The sequence below is a fragment of the Ensifer sp. LC11 genome (genome assembly GCF_001695835.1).
Taxonomy (GTDB): Bacteria; Pseudomonadota; Alphaproteobacteria; order Rhizobiales; family Rhizobiaceae; genus Ensifer.
Genome location: NZ_MBSO01000025.1, coordinates 57090 through 75452, shown reverse-complemented (window position 1 = coordinate 75452; position 18363 = coordinate 57090). Strand labels below are relative to the sequence as shown.

Sequence of the window (18363 nt, the reverse complement as noted above, 5' to 3'; positions counted from 1 at the left end):
TTTCCTTGATCTTCTGCGTGTCGTAGGCGGTAAGGCCAGCGAAGATCAGCACGCCGATCACGCTGATCGCGAAGGCGAGCGCCGAGGAGGCGAGGAAGATGTTGACGATCGACGCGATGATGACGCCGAACAGACCCATGATCAGGAACGAGCCCATGCCGGACAGGTCCTTCTTCGTGGTGTAGCCGTAGAGCGACAGGGCGCCGAACGAAGCGGCGGTCACGAAGAACGTCTGCACGATGCTTTGGCCGGTGAAGACCAGGAAGATCGACGACAGCGACAGGCCCATCAGGGCCGCATAGATCCAGAACGTCGTCTGCGCGGCAGAAACGCTCATGTTATTGATGCGGAAGCTCATGAAGAACACGAGTCCCAGAGGCGCCAGCATCACCACCCACTTCAGCGGGCTCGCATAGATCGCTTGACCGAAGCCGGTCAGTTGGCCATCCGAAAACGCCATCTGGAACGTCAGATACGCGGCGACACCAGTGATCGCCAGGCCAAGCGCCATCAGGTTATAGACCTTCAGCATGTAAGCACGAAGGCCTTCATCAATCACGGCACCCGCCTGAGCGCCGGCGGGCGACATTCGGGTTTGGTAATTTCTCAGATCAGCCATTGTTTCCTCATTTAAGCTCCGGTGGAAGTTACGGTGTCGGGCGGCAGGTCTCGTTTTGGAAGACTTGTATCCACGCCCAGGCGCCGCTGCGGAGCTCCAGCATGCCTGTGGACAAATATGATGCTGAAACCCGCTGCATACAAGACCCGAAGCCCCCGGATTCGGACGCATCCGACCGATTCGAGCCTTGTGGGACAAGGTTTTACGGTTAACTCTGCCTCCTCAAAGTTCGCGCAGGACCGGCGCCGCCTTCTGCCCGAGTATGCGCCACGTGCCGGCAAGACCGATGCCGACGGTCATCACCAGCGCGACCGCGACGGTGACAATGGCAACGTCAGGCAGGAAGCTCGACGGCAGCGTCATGATGCGGCTGACGACGAACCAGGCGGCGACACCGCCTGCAAACAGGGCAAAAACCGCCGTCGCAAGCCCGAGAATGGCATATTCGTAGCTAAACGCCTTGATCAGGGTCGCCCGCGTCGCGCCGAGTGTCTTCAGCACGACGGCGTCATGAACGCGCGCGCGGTTTCCGGCAGCGAGAGCACCGGCAAGCACCAGCACCGATGCGACGAGCGCCACTGCGGCAGCCGCACGGATCGCCGTTGCCAGCTGGCCAAGCAGCCCGTTCACAATGTCGAGAGCGTCCTTCACGCGCACGCTGGTGATCGTCGGGTAGGCGTTGGTGACAGCCTTGAGAACCGCGGCCTCTTCTTCGGCGGTCGCCGACGGATCGATGACGGTTGCCAGCCACGCGTGCGGCGCGCCGGCAAAGGTGTTCGGCGAGAACACCATGACGAAATTGATCGACAGCGATTCCCATTCGACGTTGCGGAAGTTGGCGATCTTCGCCGTGATGTTGCGGCCGAGCACGTTGACCGTGACCGTGTCGCCGATCTTCAGGCCAAGCTCGCCAGCCTCTTCGGCCGAGAAGGAAACCAGGGGCTCGCCGCTGTAGTCGGCCGGCCACCAGGCGCCCTCGGCAAGCGTCGAGTTTTCGGGCTTGTTCTTGGCATAGGTAATGCCACGATCACCACGCAGCACCCATTGACCGGCGGGCGGAACGTTGCGGCTGCTCACGTCCTCACCATTGAAGGCGATGATCCGCCCGCGCAGCATGGGCACCTCAATGAGCTTGCCCTTCGGGATCGTCCGGTTCAAGACCGACCGGAAGCCTTCGATCTCGTTGCTCTGAATATCGACGAAAAAGAAGTTCGGCGCACGCTCCGCCATGTTGCCGGTGAGTTCACGACGCAGGTTTCCGTCGATCAGCGCCAGCGTCACGAGGAGCGCCAGCCCCAGGCCAAGCGACAGCACCACGGACGACGTCAGCGCGCCTGGTCGATGGATGTTGCCGATCGCAAGCCTGAGGGCCGGCGAATTGACGCGCGGGCTACGGCGCGCAAGCCAGGCGATCGCGAGCGCGACCGCGCGCAGCACAATGAACGCAAAGGCGATCGCGCCGAGGAACGTGAGCGAGATGGTGCGATCGTAGGCGGTCCAGATCGCAAGCCCAGCAAGTGCTGCAAGGCATGCGACAGCGCCGAGCAGATATGGCCATGCGGGAAAGCCTGAAGGATCGAAGCCCTGCTGGCGGAAGAGCGCTGTGGCCGGAATGGCGCGCGCCCGACCGAGCGGCAGGATGGCGAAGGTCAGCGCCGTCAACACGCCGAAGAGGGCGGCGAGGCCGAGCGCACCCGGATAGAGCTGGAATTCCGTCGAAATCGGCAGCAACTCTGCCAGGAACTGCGCCGCGACGAACGGGATCAACGCGCCGAGGACGAGACCGAGGGCGATGCCGATCGACGCGATCATCAGGATTTGCGCGAGATAGATCATCGCCACCAGCGATGCCGGTGCGCCCAGGCATTTGAACGTGGCAATCACGCTGCGTTTTGCATCGAGGTAGGCGCGCACCGCATTGGCCACCCCGACGCCACCGACGATCAGCGCCGTAAGTCCGACAAGCGTGAGGAATTGCGAGAAACGGGTGATGTTCGCCGTCAGCGCCGGCGCAGCATTGCCGCTGGTGCGGATCGACCAGCCGGCCGCCGGAAACCGCTTCTCGGCATCGCCACGAATGGCCGCGATCCGGCTCGGATCGGGAACTTTGACTTTGTAGCTATGCTCGACGAGGCTTCCGGTTTGAACCAGCCCGGATGCCGCAAGCGCTTCGGCCGAGATCATCAGGCGCGGTGCAAAACCGAAACCGTCGGAAAGAGCGTCGGGCTCACGCACGATGGTGGCGACGATCCGGACACGGGCATTGCCGAGCAGGATCTCGTCGCCGACGCGAACGCCGAGACGATCGAGCAAAAGCGGTGCTGCCACGGCACCGAACACCTCACCGTTGCGTGCCAGCTGTTCACGCAACGGCCGGCCAGGCTCGCTTTCCAGCGCGCCAAAAAGCGGATAGGCGGCATCGACGGCTTTCAGTTCCACCAGCGCCTGGTTGGATCCGTCGGACAACCGGGCCATCGATCGCAAGCCTGCAGAAACCGATACTTGCCCGAGACTATCGAGATAGCCGCGTTCGTCATCGCTGGCCACGCGGTTGTTGAGCTCGAAGCGGATATCACCCGCAAGCAGTTCCTGCCCTTGCGAAGCGATCGTCGCGGTGATCGCCTGCGACAGTGAATTGACGCCCGCGATCGCGGCGGTGCCAAGCGCAATGCAGGCGAGGAAGATATAGAAGCCCTTGAGCCCGCCGCGCATTTCTCGCAGCGCCAGCCGAAGGGCAAGCAGTGGCCGCAGCCGCACCGGTGATACGCCGCTCATGCGGATGCCGCCTCCTGTCGTGGTGTGGTCGCAACCGACCCCGCCTCGCCGCCGGCAACGATCTCGCCGGAGCGCACGCGCACCTGCCGCACGCAGCGAGCCGCAAGAGCCGCATCATGCGTTACGAGAACGAGTGTCATGCCACGGTCACCCTGTTCAGCGAAAAGCAGGTCCGCGATCTGCCGTCCGGTTTCGGCGTCGAGATTGCCCGTCGGCTCGTCGGCAATCAAAAGCTTCGGCGAGGGCGCCAGCGCCCGGGCGATTGCCACACGCTGCTGCTCGCCGCCGGAAAGCTGTCCGGGATAGTGGCTGAGCCGCTCGCCAAGGCCGACGGCGACGAGTTCCTTTCGGGCGATCTCAAAGGCGCCCGAGACATTGGCAAGCTCGAGCGGGACGGCGACGTTTTCCAGCGCCGTCATATTTGGAATGAGATGGAAGGACTGGAAGACGATGCCGATATTGCGTCCGCGAAAGTCCGCCACCTTGTCCTCGTCGAGCCGATGCAGCGGTGTGCCGTCGATGACGATCTCACCGCTATCCAGCCGCTCCAGCCCTGCGAGCACCATCAGCAATGTCGACTTGCCCGAACCCGACGGACCGACGATGCCGACCGATTCGCCGGCATTGATCGTCAGGCTCATGCCCTTGAGCACGTGCACCGAGGCGGCCGCCTCGCCGAGGGTCAGATCCGCGTTTTTGAGTTCGATGATGGTGCTGGCCAAGCGAAACAACCCTATATGAAACAATGTGGGGAACAGAAACGGCATTCGGGATTTAGGAACAGGCCCATGGCATTAAAAGGATTTCAACGGGTTTTCTTGGCACTGATGATGACAATTGCGTTATCATCGGCAGCACGCGCCGAGACGATCAGCCTCGTAGGGTTCGGCGACAGCCTGATGGCGGGTTATCAGCTCCCGCCCGAGGACGCGTTCCCGGCACGGCTCGAAAAGGCGCTGAAAGAAAAGGGCCTCAACGTGACGATCGCAAACGCCGGTGTTTCCGGTGACACCTCGTCTGGCGGACTTGCCCGCATCGACTGGTCGGTGCCCGACGGTACGAAAGGCGTGATCCTCGAACTCGGTGCCAACGACGCGCTGCGCGGCATTCCACCCGAAGAAACCCGCAAGAACATCGAAGCCATGATCGTCCGTCTCAAGGAGCGTGGCATTGCCGTGCTGCTCGCCGGCATGATGGCACCGCCGAACATGGGCGCAGACTACGCCGCCCGCTTCAACCCGATCTATCCGGAACTCGCCGGGAAATACGGGCTGGAGCTCTATCCATTCTTCCTCGACGGCGTGGTGACGGAAGCAAACCTCAAGCTCGAAGACGGCATGCATCCCAATGGCGACGGCATAGGCGTGATGGTTCACAACGCGCTGCCGGTCGTCGAACGATTCCTGGCAAAGCTGAACAAGACGGAGTGATGACATCGTCCACAGTTAAGAGAACGTTAATATTCGTAAGTGTCAAATACTAGTTGCGTGCAGACTCGATGCGTGATTCGCTGAGACATCTGCAAGAGATTCGGGGAGCTCGCCATGCCGAGACTATTCACCGCCCTCGAAATTCCGCGCAATGCTGCAATGAGTCTTTCATTGCTGCGCGGAGGTCTTCCCGGAGCTCGCTGGATCGATGTGGAGAACTACCACATCACCTTGCGTTTCATCGGTGACGTTGACTGGCGCACCGCCGACGAGATCATCGACAAGCTCGACCGGATCGAACGTCCCGAATTCCAGCTGCAATTGACCGGCACCGGCGCTTTCGGTTCCAAGAAGCCGCATTCGGTCTGGGCCGGCGTCACCAACCAGCCGGAAATGTATGCCCTGCAGGCGGAGATCGAGCGCATCTGCCAGCGGCTCGGATTGCAGCCGGATCCACGCAAGTTCACCCCGCATGTGACACTCGCACGGTTGCGCTCCAGCCGGGTCGAAGACGTGGTCGAATACCTCTCGGGACGCGGCAACTTCATGACCTCGCTGTTCTCCGTCTCGCGCTTCGTGCTGCTCTCGTCCCGCGATTCGGTCGGCGGCGGGCCTTACCTCACCGAAGAGGTCTTCCCGCTTCACGAGGTGCGTGCACCAAGCCTATCGAGCAATGACGAGCACCCGGCCTCGAGCATCTGGTAGAGCGCCTCGAACGCTTCCGCGCCCTCGTAATAGGGGTCCGGCACGTCCTGCTCACGACCAGAAGCATAGTCCAGGAACAGATGCACTTTCTCTGCCGTGCCTTCTGGCGCCAGCCGTTTGAGCGCGCGGACGTTGCTATCGTCCATGCCGAGGATCAGGTCGAAGTCGTTGAAATCTGCCGCCGCCACCTGGCGTCCGCGCAGCGCTGAAATGTCGATGCCGTGCCGTCGCGCCGCCTCTATCGACCGCCGGTCTGGCGGATCGCCGATATGCCAGGCACCGGTCCCGGCCGAATCCACCTCAAGTGCCGAAGCAAGCCCCTTCCGGTTGACGGCCTCCCGCAGCACGCCCTCGGCAAGCGGCGACCGGCAGATATTGCCGAGACAAACGAAAAGAACTCTGACCGGTTTCATGTTATGCAATTTCCAGGACTGGAGAGGCTGCGCGTTTATACGCGGCGCCCACGCCTTCGAACAGGCTGATGAGAGGGAGGAAAGCGATGACACCGGAAAAGCTCGACGACGCGACGATTGCGGAGAGCCTGCACAAGATGGAAGGCTGGGTGCGCGCTGAGGATGGCAACTCGATCTGGAAGGCGTTCCGCTTCAAAAACTTTGTCGAAGCCTTCGGCTTCATGACCGAATGCGCGATCGTTGCCGAGAAACTCAACCATCACCCGGAATGGTTCAACGTCTACAATCGCGTCGACGTGACACTGACGACCCACGACGCGGGCGGCCTGACGGAACTCGATTTCAAACTGGCGGCGCGCATGGACAAGGCGGCGGCGGGCCGTATGCCCGACCATTTGAAATAGGGCAGCCAATCCCCATATTGAAGTCGCTGCAACAGCGGAAGCGGGACGATGGACGACATCAAGATTGGTGAAATTCTCTTGCCTGGCGAAGAATCCGAGCAGGAGCGCAGGGAAAAGCGCGTCAAGCGCCGTTTCTGGCCGACCTTTCGCCGGGCGGCGCGGCAGATTCCGTTCAGCCGCGATCTCGTCGCCGCCTATTATTGCGCCATCGACCCGAAGACACCGACCCGCACCCGCGGCATTCTCCTGGCAGCACTCGCCTATTTCGTGTTGCCGCTCGACTTCGTCCCCGACGTGCTCGCCGTGGTCGGCTTTTCCGACGACGTCGCCGTGTTGACCGCGGCCTTCGCCGCCATCAGCGGCCAGATCAAGGAAACCCACTACACCAAGGCCGACGAGACGCTGGCTGATACGCCGGAAGACTGACACGAAATGCCGGCCGCCAGGTTGTGGCGCCCCATTCCTGCCCGAAAGTCAAACTCTTGCCCGAATCTTTGTGGCATAGACATGCAAATGACGCCGGTCGCGCCCTTTGGTGTGGCTGACGCCATGCAATAGCTTGGGGCAGGAAACCTTCTGGAAACGGCGTTCCGAGGCGACGCGCATCCGGCATCGACCCTGGTTCGCCCATCGCGAATCATCGGGCCAAAGACGCCGGGGGAAATGGGGCAAACTGCCCCGTTTCGGGGCTAAACCCGCGGATTTCGGCCATCGTTGACGGTTTGGTAACCTGAATTAAGTCACAACAAATCAAATCATGACTACGCGTCGCCCGTCTGACCTGTTTCGGGTGATCGAAAAGCAAGAAAAGCGGCAGGACCTCATGTTTGTAAGAAAGATCGCAACAGCAATCGCACTCGTTCTGGCAACCGCCAGCGTGGCTGCCGCCCAGTCACCGACGCGCATCCAGCAGTTCAACGCTTGGGGCGCCTACTCCTACAATGCCGGCGGCGGCAAGGTCTGCTACGTCCTCTCGGTTCCGAAGGACAAGAGCCCGGCCGGCGTCGACCATGGCGACATCTTCTTCCTGGTTTCCCAGCGCCCGGGCCAGAACATCAGCTACGAGCCGCAGGCGATGATGGGTTATCCGCTGCAGGAGAACTCCAAGGTCAACGTCGTCATCGACGGCCGCACCTTCGTGATGTTCACCAAGGGCAACTCGGCCTGGGTGGAAAACGCCGCCGAAGAACCGGCCCTGGTCGCCGCGATGAAGAACGGCAAGGCCATGTCGGTCAACGCCAAGTCGCGCAAGGGAACGACGACCTCCTACTCCTATTCGCTTTCGGGCATCTCGGCTGCGCTGAAGCAGATCGAGGCCTGCAAGTAATCCTGGGCCTGAAAGTTTCGCGCGAAGGCCGGCTGCAAAGCCGGCCTTTTGTGTTTGCGGGGCCGACCTCGTGACTCTGGGCCAAAACAATGCTAAAGCGCGGCCCAACTTGAGAGCCTCCGCGCCCCGATTGGCCGCTATCGATGGCTCAACCGATTTCAATTCGCGCATCAGGACGAATTCCGGACCCGCTCTCCGGACGGCCTCACGCTGTACGACAGGACATCACGAGCATGGCAGCCACTGAAATTCTGAACCGGGTGGAAATCGCTAGGGCGCCACAGGTGCGCACAGCGCCAGAGACGGAAAAGCCGTCGCTGATCGGCCTGCTGCGTGAGGACATGGCGAAAGCGCTCGTTGAAAAGGGCGTGCCGGAGCGGCAGGTCAAGATGCGCGTCAGCCAGCTCTGGCACTGGCTCTATGTGCGCGGCGTCTCCGACTTCGACCACATGACGAACGTGTCGAAGGACATGCGCGAGATGCTGAAGCAGCATTTCACCATTGCCCGGCCCGAAATCGTCGAGGAGCAGATCTCCGGTGACGGCACCCGCAAGTGGCTGCTGCGTTTCCCGGCCCGCGGCGCCGGTCGCCCGGTTGAGATCGAAACCGTCTACATCCCCGAGGAAGGTCGCGGCACGCTCTGCATTTCGAGCCAGGTCGGCTGCACGCTTACCTGTTCCTTCTGTCACACCGGCACGCAGAAACTGGTGCGCAACCTGACGGCCGAGGAAATCCTCGCACAGCTGCTGCTTGCCCGTGACCGGCTCGGCGACTTCCCGGAGCGCGACACGCCGCAGGGCGCGATCGTACCGGCCGAGGGCCGCAAGATCACCAACATCGTCATGATGGGCATGGGCGAGCCGCTCTACAATTTCGAGCAGGTGAAGACCGCCCTTCTGATCGCCTCTGACGGCGAGGGCCTGTCGCTCTCCAAGCGCCGCATCACCCTTTCAACGTCAGGCATCGTGCCTGAGATCTACCGCACCGGCGAGGAAATCGGCGTCATGCTGGCGATCTCGCTGCATGCGGTGCGCGACGACCTGCGCGACTTGCTTGTGCCGATCAACAAGAAGTATCCGCTGAAGGAGCTGATGGACGCCTGCCGCGCCTATCCGGGTCTTTCGAACGCCCGCCGTATCACCTTCGAATATGTGATGCTGAAGGACGTCAACGACAGCCTGGAAGACGCCAAGGAGCTGGTAAAGCTGCTGAGGGGCGTGCCGGCCAAGATCAACCTCATCCCCTTCAACCCATGGCCGGGCACCAACTACCAGTGTTCCGACTGGGAGCAGATCGAGAAGTTCGCCGACTTCATCAACCAGGCCGGCTATGCCTCGCCGATCCGCACCCCGCGCGGCCGCGACATTCTCGCCGCCTGCGGTCAGCTGAAGTCGGAATCGGAACGGATGCGCAAGGTCGACCGCCTCGCCTTCGAGGCGATGATGATCGCCAATCACGGCGAGGACTGAGACGGAACGCTAGCGCAGCGTTCCCCGCTCCGGGCTCGCCACCATCGATGAAGAACTTTGATGGATGATGCAGTTCCTATCGATTGATTTCATGTCACCGGTTTCCTAAGAAGGCTGAAATCATTTCAGGAGGACAACCCATGCGCTCACTTCTCATCGCCCTTGCCGCCACGGTGGCATTCGCCCTGCCCGCCCGTGCCGATGAGGTGACCGTCGCCGTGACCGCGATCGTCGAGCATCCGGCGCTCGATGCCGCCCGCGACGGCGTGAAGGATGCGCTGGCCGCCGCCGGTTACAAGGAAGGCGAAAACCTCAAGTTCATCTACGAGTCCGCCCAGGGCAACCCGGCAACGGCAGCTCAGATCGCCCGCCAGTTCGCCGGCGAGGGTCCTGATGTGATCGTGCCGATCTCGACGCCGTCGGCCCAGGCCGTCGTTTCCTCGACCCGCGACATCCCGGTCGTCTTCACCGCGGTTTCCGATCCGCTCGGAGCACAGCTCGTCAAGGACATGGACACGCCCGGCGGCAATGTCACCGGCCTCTCCGACATGTCGCCGGTTGCCGAGCACGTGGCTCTGATCAAGGAAATCCTGCCGAACGCCAAGTCGATCGGCTACCTCTACAATTCAGGTGAAGCCAACTCGGTCTCGCTGCTCGCCGTCTTGAAGACCGAAGCCGAGAAGGCCGGCCTGACCGTCGTCGAATCCGCAGCGACGAAGTCGGCTGAAGTTCAGGGCGCTGCCCGCGCTCTCGTCGGCCGCGCCGATGCGATCTATGTCCCGACCGACAACACGATCATCTCGGCACTCGAAGGCGCCGTCGCCGTCGCCGAAGAAGCCAAGCTGCCGCTCTTCACCGCCGACACGGATTCGGTTGCCCGCGGCTCGCTCGCAGCCCTCGGCTTCAACTACTACGACGTCGGCAAGCAGACCGGCGACGTGGTCGTGCGCATCCTCAAGGGCGAAAACCCCGGTGACATCGCCGTCAAGGTTGCGGCCGGTTCCGACCTGGTGATCAACAAGAAGGCCGCAGAGAAGATGGGCGTCACCCTTCCGGAAAGTGTCGTAAAGCGCGCAACCCGCGTCGTTGAATAACGCTTTCGGGCTTTTCAGGTTCAAGTTTGTTGCGTTTTGCCCGCCTCCGTTCCATACGGGGGCGGTTCGCTATGAGGGGCCTGAAATCCTTGGGATGTCGGAGCCGCTCCAATGTTCTAAGCCGCACATGCGCCGGCCGCAGGTCCCATGTGCCAAGCGGGAGCGTCGCGCCCAAAAAGACAGCCACGCGCGACACGTAGAAAAGAGGGTCTGGGGTTGAGTCTAATCGCTTTCTGGGGAGCCGTGGAACTGGGGCTGGTCTATGCCTTCGTTGCTCTCGGCGTCTTTCTCGCATTCCGGGTTCTCGACTTTCCCGATCTGACCGTCGACGGATCGTTTCCGCTGGGGGCTGCCGTCACCGCGGTCTTGATCATCGCCGGCGTCAATCCGTGGCTTGCCGCCTGCGTGGCCATGGTCGCGGGTGCTGCAGCCGGTATCGTCACGGCGATGCTCAACGTGCGCTTCAAGATCCTCAACCTGCTCGCCTCGATCCTGACGATGATCGCGCTGTTCTCGGTCAACCTGCGCGTCATGGGCAAGCCGAACGTCGCGCTGATCAACGCCGACACGATGCTGTCGCCCTTCTATGGCCTCGGCCTGCGCGATTTCTACGTCCGGCCACTGTTCATCGGCGTGCTCGTCGTTATCGCCGTCATCGTCGTCTGGCGCTTCCTTGAAAGCGATGCCGGCCTTGCGATGCGCGCCACCGGCGCCAATGCCCGCATGGCCCGCGCGCAAGGCGTCGACACCAACCGCCAGATCTATCTCGGCATGGCAATCTCGAACGCGCTGGTCGCCTTCGGCGGCGCGCTCTTTGCCCAGACCAACGGCTTTGCCGATGTCACCTCGGGCGTCGGCACCATCGTCGTCGGCCTTGCCGCCGTCATCATCGGCGAGACCCTGCTCGGCGCCCGCGGCATCCTGATCGCGCTGATCGGCTGCGTGCTCGGCTCGATCCTCTATCGCATCGCCATCCAGCTGGCGCTGTCGACCGACATGCTCGGACTGCAGGCATCCGATCTCAACTTCGTCACCGCCGCACTCGTGACCTTCGCCCTTATCCTTCCCCGTCTTCGTCGCGGAGGTGCGGCATGATCAGCGTCAAGAACATCCAGGTCGTCTTCGGCAAGGGCACCCCGCTGCAGAAGCAGGCGCTAAACGGCGTCGACCTGACGATCGAGCAGGGCTCCTTCGTCACCGTCATCGGCTCCAACGGCGCCGGCAAGTCGACGCTGCTTGGCGTACTCGCCGGCGACGTGCTGCCGAGTGCCGGCGAGGTGACGATCGGCAAGACCGACGTCACCCGCAAGGGCACGGCCGCCCGCGCCGGCCTCGTCGCCCGCGTCTTCCAGGACCCGCTGACCGGCAGCTGCGGTGCGCTGTCGATCGAGGAAAACCTGGCGCTTGCCGCCAAACGTGGCGAGGCCCGCGGCCTGACCGCAGCGCTCGGACCCAAGCGCCGCGAGCATTTCCGCGAGCGCATCGCCGAGCTCAACCTCGGCCTTGAAAACCGCATGGGCGACCGCATGGATCTCTTGTCCGGCGGCCAGCGCCAGGCGGTGTCGCTGGTCATGGCGACGCTCGCAGGCTCGGAAGTGCTGCTGCTCGACGAGCACACCGCAGCCCTTGACCCGGGCATGGCCGAGTTCGTGATGAACCTCACCCAGAAGATCGTTTCCGAGCGCAGGCTGACGACGATGATGGTCACCCACTCGATGCGCCAGGCGCTCGACTACGGCCACCGCACCATCATGCTGCACGGCGGCGAAATCGTGCTCGACGTCGCCGGCGACAGCCGCAAGGAATTGCAGGTCGAGGACCTGATCGCCATGTTCCGCCGCATCCGCGGCCAGACGCTCGACGACGACGCGCTGCTGATCGGCTGATCCAGCCTGCTTGTCGCACGGTTTGAGCCGTGTCCCTCATCTGCCTGCCGGCATCTTCTCCCCGTACGACGGGGAGAAGAGACAAGCGGCGATCGCTCGGTCCTAGACAGCCGCCGGCAGAGGCGGCAATCGGCCAACCCTTCCAAGCTTAGAAGCTCCGCCGGCGCTCGTGGTTGCGTCAAGCTGTGCGGCATACGCTCTTCTCCCCGCAAGCGGGGAGAAGATGCCGGCAGGCAGATGAGCGGCGAGCCCACAAAACGCCCCTACCGCGCCGTCGTCATGAAGATCTTCACCGCAAACACCGAGAAGACGCCGGCAAAGCTAAAATCGAGCGCCCGCATGACGCCCCTGTTGCGCTGCAGCCAGGAAGCAAGCCAGTCAGCGGTGAAGACCACCAGCATGTTGACCGGCATGCCGATCATAATGAAGAACAGCCCGAGAAACAGCAGCTTGCCGGTAACCGAGGGATCGTCGGCGCTGACGAATTGCGGCAGGAAGGTCATGAAGAAGATGATGACCTTCGGGTTCAAGAGGTTCACCCAGAAGCCGGCCGAAATGTTGGCAAGCGCCTTGCCTTCCGTCGGCTCGACTTTCTGCACCGAGATGCTGGAGCCGAGCGGATCGCCTGGATTGCCAGCCAAAGCAGATAGGCGGCACCGCCGGTCTTCAGGATCGTAAAGGCGGTGGGCGAGGCGGTGATCAGCGCCGAGATGCCGAAGGCAACCAGCAGCGTGTGCACGACGATGCCGAAGCTGGTGCCGAGCACCACGAAGAGCGCTGCCTTCTTGCCTTGAGCCAGCGCCCGGCTGATCGAAAGCGTCATGTCCGGGCCAGGTGTCGCCGCAAGCAGCAGCGTCGCCGCCGCGAAGGTGAAGAGGGTCGGCAGGCTGGGAATGACGTCCATCGTCGGTCTCCTCGGGGCAGGGTCGCCTCCAGTAATGCCGAGCCCGCGCTTTTGCCAGCGGATTCGCGTCATCAGGCGTTCTAGTGCTTGTATCGCCGCAGGTTCTGGCTAAAGTGCCGCAGATTTGCACGCGGCATCGCCGCCCTCCCCAAGACCAGACGGACGGAAACCATGGCATCGCATAAAGACGTGAAAAAGGTCGTTCTCGCCTATTCGGGCGGTCTCGACACCTCGATCATCCTGAAGTGGCTGCAGACCGAACTCGGCGCGGAAGTTGTCACCTTCACCGCCGACCTCGGCCAGGGCGAAGAGCTCGAGCCGGCGCGCAAGAAGGCCGAAATGCTCGGCATCAAGGAGATCTACATCGAGGACGTCCGCGAGGAGTTCGTGAAGGATTTCGTCTTCCCGATGTTCCGCGCCAATGCCGTTTATGAAGGCGTCTATCTGCTCGGCACCTCGATCGCCCGGCCGCTGATCTCCAAGCACCTGATCGACATCGCCAAGAAGACCGGCGCCGACGCGATCGCCCATGGCGCGACCGGCAAGGGTAACGACCAGGTTCGCTTCGAACTCTCGGCCTATGCGCTCAACCCCGACATCAAGATCATCGCGCCGTGGCGCGACTGGTCGTTCAAGAGCCGGACCGACCTGCTCGAATTTGCCGAGAAGCACCAGATCCCGGTCGCCAAGGACAAGAAGGGCGAGGCGCCCTTCTCCGTCGACGCCAACCTGCTGCACTCCTCCTCCGAAGGCAAGGTTCTCGAAGATCCGGCTCAGGAAGCGCCTGAATACGTGCACATGCGCACGATCTCGCCGGAAGCCGCTCCCGACAAGGCAACCGTCATCAAGATCGGCTTCGAGCGCGGCGACGCCGTCTCGATCAACGGTGTACGCCTGTCGCCGGCGACCCTGCTTGCCAAGCTCAACGACTATGGCCGCGACAACGGCATCGGTCGCCTCGATCTCGTCGAGAACCGCTTCGTCGGCATGAAGTCGCGCGGCGTCTACGAGACCCCCGGCGGTACGATCCTTCTCTCCGCTCACCGCGCGATCGAGAGCATCACGCTCGACCGCGGTGCTGCGCACCTCAAGGACGAGCTGATGCCGCGTTACGCCGAGCTGATCTACTACGGCTTCTGGTTCTCGCCGGAGCGCGAAATGCTGCAGGCAGCGATCGACAAGAGCCAGGAGCATGTCGAGGGCGAAGTGACGCTGAAGCTCTACAAGGGCAATGTCATGGTCACCGGCCGCGAGAGCGCCAAGTCGCTCTATTCCGACAAGCTCGTCACCTTCGAGGACGACCAGGGCGCCTACGACCAGAAGGACGCGGCAGGCTTCATCAAGCTCAACGCGCTGCGCCTGCGCACGCTGGCTGCGCGCAACCGCTAAGATAACGACTGCCTAAGCGAGGCCGCGGCGGAGCGATCTGCCGCGGCTTTTTCATCCGTGAATGGCGGAGGAGAATTGCCCCCCTCTGCCCTGCCGGGCATCTCCCCCACAAGGGGGGAGATTGGCCTGAAGCACTCACCCCACACTCCCAAGGCACGCAAGTTGTCGCAGCCACGACAATCGCACCCAGTTGACGGCTTGTTGATGGAACGGGACATCGCCGCTTTTCGATCTCCCCTGGGGGAGATGCCCGGCAGGGCAGAGGGGGGTATCTACGCCAGCGTCAGGTAGACGGAGGTACTAGCTACTCCGCCGCCTCACCAAGCGACGCACCCGCTGCAGCAGCAGCCAGCGGCCGCAACCGCACCGTCCGACGATACCAGACATAGCTCAGGATACAGACGAGACCGAAGCTCGGAATGATCGTGCCGAGCGCCTGAACCGGCGCTCCGACCGCAGCGGCGATCGCCCCACCGAGCAGTCCTGAGCCCATCTGAACGAAGCCCATGACAGCGGACGCCGTGCCGGCGATATCAGGAAAGGGCGCCATCGCCGCCGTCATCATATAGGGCATCACGAAAGCGATACCGAAGGCATAGATACCGATCGGCAGCATGACCGAGAGGAAACTCGGGGAAAGCGCGTGCATGGTATAGGCAAGCACGAGGCTGGCTGCGCCGATGAAGACGAGGCCAGCCGGCACGAGCGCCTGCGGCGTGAAGCGCCGCATCAGTAGACGCACCACCACCGTTCCCGAAAAGAACAGACCGGACTGCATCAGCATGCCGACGCCGAACTCGGTCGGCGTCAGGCCCACCTCGTTGATCAGCACGAAGGGCAGCATCGTCGCCCAGGCATAGAGCGCGCCGACCGCCCCGCCGATGACGAGTGTCGAGGAGACGAAGCGGCTGTCGCTTACCAATCGGCGATAGGCGGCGAGGATCGGCTTCAGGTGACCTTTGGCCGGATCCGGCGTGGCCGTCTCGGCCATGAAGAACTGCACGGTGAGACAGGCCATGGCGGCAAAACCGACCATCAGGAAGAAGATCGACTGCCAACCGAAGAGACCGAGCGCCAGGCCGCCGAGCGTCGGCGACACGGCTGGCCCGAGCGCCAGCATCATGCCGATCATGTTCATGATGCGCGCGGCTTCGGTTCCGGTGAACTGGTCACGCACGATCGCGCGCGCCACCGTCATGCCGACGGAGGCGCCGATGCCCTGCACCAGGCGACCGGCAAGCAGCACCGCCACCGACGGCGCCAAGGCGGCCATCAGACTGCCGAGGAGATAGATCGCCATGAAGATCAGCGTCGCCCGGCGGCGGCCGATGACGTCGGAGAGCGTGCCGGAGACGAGCTGGGCAAAGGCGAAGCCGGCGAAATAGAGCGACAGCGTCATCTTGATCGCCGCTTCGCTGGAGGAGAAGGCCCGCACCAGTTCCGGCATCGCCGGGGTATAGAGCGCCATGGAAACAGGACCGAGCGCCACCAGGAAGGCGCCGATGATGCTCGTGCGCCGCTCGCTCATGCGACGCGTCATTGCAAGGCTCCGGCCCGGTCTTCGGTCTTCTCCCCTGCTTCCTTGCCGGCAAGGCACGGATCGAGCTGGCGCAGATTGTCGCGCAAAATGCGCAGGTTGGAGCAGAGAAGCGCGCGCGCTTCCGCGTCGAGCCCTTCCGTATAGGCATTCATCATTTCGCGAAGCCCGGTCATCAACTCGGTAAGGAGTGGACCAGCCTTTTCGGTGATGACGACGTTCTTGGCGCGCCGATCCGCCGGATCCGGAACGCGCGCGACGAGCCCGGTTGCCTCCAGCCGGTCGAGATAGGCCGAAAGCGTCATCGGCTCGATGCCCATGCGGGTAGCGATCTCGGCCTGCTTGATGCCCTCGGTCAGCGCCACCTGGATCAGCGTGCGTGCCTCGCCGGGCGTGATGCCCAGGTCCATGGCATTGACCTTGCGGTCGAAGGCCCCGCGCAAGAGGCGCGAGACATCGGTAAGCAGCATTCCAATGGTTTCGGATTCAAGCTTGAAAGGCATCGGATCATTCACAAATGATATAATAAGTTTTCCTTATCATATCTTCTGATGCCGTTCAACTCACCAATGGCTGTCGTCTAGCCCTCGAGCTCCTCGCGCAACATCTCGAGCTCCAGCCATTCCTCTTCCATGCGGGCGAGATCCGCGCGCAGCTTCTCCAATTCCTGCGCGAGCTTCGCAAAAGCATTTGGATCTTTTGTGAAGAGATTGGGATCGGCCATCTTTTCTTCGCGCTTGGCAGCCTCCGCTTCTGCCTTGGCGATCTCCTTCGGCAAATTTTCAAGCGCGAACTTCTGCTTGTAGGAAAGCTTGCCCTTGGCCGCCTTCGGCGCCTCAGCGGCCGGTGCCGCCGCTTCGCTCGCTTTGGCCTTCTCCGCCTTCTCGGCCCTGCGCTTCTCCTCGATCGCGCCCTTGCGCTGCGCCATCATGTCGGAGTAGCCGCCGGCATACTCGATCCAGCGGCCATCCGGCTCCTCGGGGTTTGCCGGCGCGATCGTCGAGGTCACGGTGCGATCGAGGAAGTCACGATCGTGGCTGACGAGGATCACCGTTCCGGCAAAACCGGCGACGATCTCCTGCAGCAGATCGAGCGTCTCGATGTCGAGGTCGTTGGTTGGTTCGTCGAGGATCAGAAGATTGGTTGCTCGCGCCAGGATGCGCGCCAGCATCAGCCGGGCACGCTCGCCACCTGAGAGTTCGCGGATCGGCGTGCGCGCCTGCTCGGGCTGGAACAGGAAATCCTTCATATAGCCGGTGACGTGGCGCTGCTCACCGTTGACCAGCAGATTGTCGCCGCGCCCGTCGGTCAGGTAATGCGCCAGCGTGTCGTCCAGATTGAGGTCTTCACGCTTCTGGTCGAGCGTCGCCATTTCGAGATTGGTGCCGAGCTTGACCGTGCCCGTGTCCGGCTCGATCTGACCCGTCAAAATCTTGAGGAGCGTCGTCTTGCCGGCACCGTTCGGGCCGACCAGGCCGATGCGGTCGCCGCGATGCACGCGGATCGAGAAAGGCGCCACGATCACGCGGTCGCCATAGGCCTTGCTGATCTTTTCCGCCTCGATCACCAGCTTGCCGGACTCCTTGGCGTCGGCGGCAGTCGCCTGCACGGTGCCCTGCGGTCCCTTGTGGCCGCGATGGGCCGCCCGCATGGTCTGCAGTTCGCCAAGGCGGCGCATGTTGCGTTTGCGCCGCGCGGTCACGCCATAGCGAAGCCAGTGCTCCTCACGCTCGATCGCCTTGCCAAGCTTGTGCTGCTCCAGCTCTTCGGCCTCCAGCACCTCGTCACGCCAGGCCTCGAAATGCCCAAAGCCGCGGTCGAGCCGGCGGGACTGGCCGCGATCGAGCCAGACGGTGGCCGTCGAAACCTTTTCCAGGAAGCGCCGGTCGTGCGAGATCAGCACCAGCGCCGAACGGCTGCGGGTCAACTCGTCTTCCAACCACTCGATTGTCGGCAGGTCGAGATGGTTGGTCGGCTCGTCCAGAAGCAGGATATCCGGTTCCGGTGCCATGACGCGGGCGAGCGCCGCCCGGCGCGCTTCGCCGCCCGAAAGCCGCGACGGGTCCTCTTCGCCTGTTAGCCCCAGATGCTGCAACAGATAGGCGACACGATAGGGGTCGTCGCTCGGACCAAGGCCGGCCTCTGCATAGGCCTGCACCGTGTCGTAGCCGTCAAAATCAGGCGCCTGATGCAGATAGCGGATGGTCGCGGAGGGATGGCGGAACACCTCGCCTGACTGTGCCTCCGCAAGACCGGCCGCCATCTTCATCAGCGTCGACTTGCCCGAGCCGTTACGCCCGACCAGGCAGATGCGGTCACCCGGCTCCACTTGCAGATTGGCGCCGGCAAGCAGTGGCGCACCGCCGAAGGTCAGGAAGATATCATCGAGTTTCAGAATGGGGGGCGCCAAG

Annotated in this window: 17 protein-coding genes and 1 pseudogene; 10 read left to right on the top strand and 8 right to left on the bottom strand. The window is 62.8% G+C overall.

Annotation, left to right across the window (positions count from 1 at the left end; all coding sequences use genetic code 11):
- The 3 genes from BBX50_RS18910 to BBX50_RS18900 all read right to left on the bottom strand — a co-directional run.
- Positions 1-619, bottom strand: a 619-nt coding sequence (locus BBX50_RS18910; RefSeq protein WP_065776874.1) for a Bax inhibitor-1/YccA family protein, incomplete at its 3' end; no start/stop codon positions are given.
- Between the two features lie 222 nt (positions 620-841).
- Positions 842-3394: an ABC transporter permease gene (locus tag BBX50_RS18905; protein ID WP_065776868.1), complete on the bottom strand. Its 2553-nt coding sequence runs from the start codon at positions 3392-3394 to the stop codon at positions 842-844.
- The gene (locus BBX50_RS18900; protein WP_065776873.1) at positions 3391-4116 is read right to left on the bottom strand and encodes an ABC transporter ATP-binding protein; all 726 of its coding nucleotides are present in this window, start codon (positions 4114-4116) and stop codon (positions 3391-3393) included. Before BBX50_RS18900 ends, BBX50_RS18905 begins: the two co-directional genes overlap by 4 nt.
- 66 nt (positions 4117-4182) lie before the next feature.
- Between BBX50_RS18900 and BBX50_RS18895 the strand changes: the two genes are divergently transcribed.
- Both BBX50_RS18895 and thpR read left to right on the top strand, forming a co-directional pair.
- Positions 4183-4824, top strand: a complete 642-nt coding sequence (locus tag BBX50_RS18895) for an arylesterase (RefSeq protein WP_065776867.1) — start codon at positions 4183-4185, stop codon at positions 4822-4824.
- A 114-nt stretch (positions 4825-4938) separates the two neighbouring features.
- Positions 4939-5529 (top strand): RNA 2',3'-cyclic phosphodiesterase, encoded by a 591-nt coding sequence (gene thpR, locus BBX50_RS18890; protein ID WP_065776866.1) that lies wholly within the window; start codon positions 4939-4941, stop codon positions 5527-5529.
- Here thpR and BBX50_RS18885 read toward each other — a convergent pair.
- Positions 5466-5942, bottom strand: coding sequence for a low molecular weight protein-tyrosine-phosphatase (locus BBX50_RS18885; RefSeq protein WP_065776865.1), 477 nt, complete (start codon positions 5940-5942; stop codon positions 5466-5468). The two genes, thpR and BBX50_RS18885, sit on opposite strands and share 64 nt — an antisense overlap.
- An 86-nt stretch (positions 5943-6028) precedes the next feature.
- Here BBX50_RS18885 and BBX50_RS18880 point away from each other — a divergent pair, with 86 nt between their 5' ends.
- The 7 genes from BBX50_RS18880 to BBX50_RS18850 all read left to right on the top strand — a co-directional run bounded on the left by BBX50_RS18880 (position 6029) and on the right by BBX50_RS18850 (position 12122).
- The gene (locus tag BBX50_RS18880; RefSeq protein ID WP_065776864.1) at positions 6029-6346 is read left to right on the top strand and encodes a 4a-hydroxytetrahydrobiopterin dehydratase; all 318 of its coding nucleotides are present in this window, start codon (positions 6029-6031) and stop codon (positions 6344-6346) included.
- 48 nt (positions 6347-6394) lie between these two features.
- Positions 6395-6772, top strand: a complete 378-nt coding sequence (locus tag BBX50_RS18875; RefSeq protein ID WP_065776863.1) for a YkvA family protein — start codon at positions 6395-6397, stop codon at positions 6770-6772.
- Positions 6773-7169: 397 nt separating this feature from the next.
- Positions 7170-7673 carry an invasion associated locus B family protein gene (locus tag BBX50_RS18870; protein ID WP_065776872.1) on the top strand — a complete coding sequence of 168 codons (504 nt, stop codon included), beginning with the start codon at positions 7170-7172 and terminating at the stop codon, positions 7671-7673.
- Between the two features lie 233 nt (positions 7674-7906).
- Complete coding sequence (rlmN, locus tag BBX50_RS18865; protein ID WP_065776862.1) at positions 7907-9142, top strand: 23S rRNA (adenine(2503)-C(2))-methyltransferase RlmN; 1236 nt, start codon at positions 7907-7909, stop codon at positions 9140-9142.
- 140 nt (positions 9143-9282) lie between these two features.
- A complete protein-coding gene (locus BBX50_RS18860) occupies positions 9283-10236 on the top strand; it encodes an ABC transporter substrate-binding protein (RefSeq protein ID WP_065776861.1) in 954 nt (317 codons plus the stop codon).
- Between the two features lie 216 nt (positions 10237-10452).
- Complete coding sequence (locus BBX50_RS18855) at positions 10453-11331, top strand: ABC transporter permease (protein ID WP_065776860.1); 879 nt, start codon at positions 10453-10455, stop codon at positions 11329-11331.
- A complete protein-coding gene (locus BBX50_RS18850; protein ID WP_065776859.1) occupies positions 11328-12122 on the top strand; it encodes an ABC transporter ATP-binding protein in 795 nt (264 codons plus the stop codon). Before BBX50_RS18855 ends, BBX50_RS18850 begins: the two co-directional genes overlap by 4 nt.
- Before the next feature lie 263 nt (positions 12123-12385).
- Here the strand turns inward: BBX50_RS18850 and BBX50_RS18845 are convergent.
- A pseudogene (locus tag BBX50_RS18845) lies at positions 12386-12945 on the bottom strand (LysE family translocator).
- Between the two features lie 252 nt (positions 12946-13197).
- Between BBX50_RS18845 and BBX50_RS18840 the strand changes: the two are divergent.
- Positions 13198-14415 carry an argininosuccinate synthase gene (locus BBX50_RS18840; protein WP_065776858.1) on the top strand — a complete coding sequence of 406 codons (1218 nt, stop codon included), beginning with the start codon at positions 13198-13200 and terminating at the stop codon, positions 14413-14415.
- Between the two features lie 304 nt (positions 14416-14719).
- Here BBX50_RS18840 and BBX50_RS18835 read toward each other — a convergent pair whose 3' ends face one another.
- From BBX50_RS18835 to BBX50_RS18825, 3 genes are all read right to left on the bottom strand, one after another.
- Positions 14720-15955: a multidrug effflux MFS transporter gene (locus BBX50_RS18835; RefSeq protein WP_065776857.1), complete on the bottom strand. Its 1236-nt coding sequence runs from the start codon at positions 15953-15955 to the stop codon at positions 14720-14722.
- Complete coding sequence (locus tag BBX50_RS18830; protein ID WP_065776856.1) at positions 15952-16455, bottom strand: MarR family transcriptional regulator; 504 nt, start codon at positions 16453-16455, stop codon at positions 15952-15954. Before BBX50_RS18830 ends, BBX50_RS18835 begins: the two co-directional genes overlap by 4 nt.
- 77 nt (positions 16456-16532) lie before the next feature.
- The gene (locus tag BBX50_RS18825) at positions 16533-18362 is read right to left on the bottom strand and encodes an ABC-F family ATP-binding cassette domain-containing protein (protein ID WP_065776855.1); all 1830 of its coding nucleotides are present in this window, start codon (positions 18360-18362) and stop codon (positions 16533-16535) included.
- Position 18363: the final 1 nt, after the last annotated feature.

What these genes read in the sequence shown, in the direction of transcription:
- BBX50_RS18905 (WP_065776868.1), bottom strand. Translation starts at nt 3,394, where the DNA reads ATGAGCGGCGTATCACCGGTGCGGCTGCGGCCACTGCTTGCCCTTCGG.
- BBX50_RS18895 (WP_065776867.1), top strand. Translation starts at nt 4,183, where the DNA reads ATGGCATTAAAAGGATTTCAACGGGTTTTCTTGGCACTGATGATGACA.
- thpR (WP_065776866.1), top strand. Translation starts at nt 4,939, where the DNA reads ATGCCGAGACTATTCACCGCCCTCGAAATTCCGCGCAATGCTGCAATG.
- BBX50_RS18885 (WP_065776865.1), bottom strand. Translation starts at nt 5,942, where the DNA reads ATGAAACCGGTCAGAGTTCTTTTCGTTTGTCTCGGCAATATCTGCCGG.
- BBX50_RS18880 (WP_065776864.1), top strand. Translation starts at nt 6,029, where the DNA reads ATGACACCGGAAAAGCTCGACGACGCGACGATTGCGGAGAGCCTGCAC.
- BBX50_RS18875 (WP_065776863.1), top strand. Translation starts at nt 6,395, where the DNA reads ATGGACGACATCAAGATTGGTGAAATTCTCTTGCCTGGCGAAGAATCC.
- BBX50_RS18870 (WP_065776872.1), top strand. Translation starts at nt 7,170, where the DNA reads ATGTTTGTAAGAAAGATCGCAACAGCAATCGCACTCGTTCTGGCAACC.
- rlmN (WP_065776862.1), top strand. Translation starts at nt 7,907, where the DNA reads ATGGCAGCCACTGAAATTCTGAACCGGGTGGAAATCGCTAGGGCGCCA.
- BBX50_RS18860 (WP_065776861.1), top strand. Translation starts at nt 9,283, where the DNA reads ATGCGCTCACTTCTCATCGCCCTTGCCGCCACGGTGGCATTCGCCCTG.
- BBX50_RS18850 (WP_065776859.1), top strand. Translation starts at nt 11,328, where the DNA reads ATGATCAGCGTCAAGAACATCCAGGTCGTCTTCGGCAAGGGCACCCCG.
- BBX50_RS18840 (WP_065776858.1), top strand. Translation starts at nt 13,198, where the DNA reads ATGGCATCGCATAAAGACGTGAAAAAGGTCGTTCTCGCCTATTCGGGC.
- BBX50_RS18835 (WP_065776857.1), bottom strand. Translation starts at nt 15,955, where the DNA reads ATGACGCGTCGCATGAGCGAGCGGCGCACGAGCATCATCGGCGCCTTC.
- BBX50_RS18830 (WP_065776856.1), bottom strand. Translation starts at nt 16,455, where the DNA reads ATGCCTTTCAAGCTTGAATCCGAAACCATTGGAATGCTGCTTACCGAT.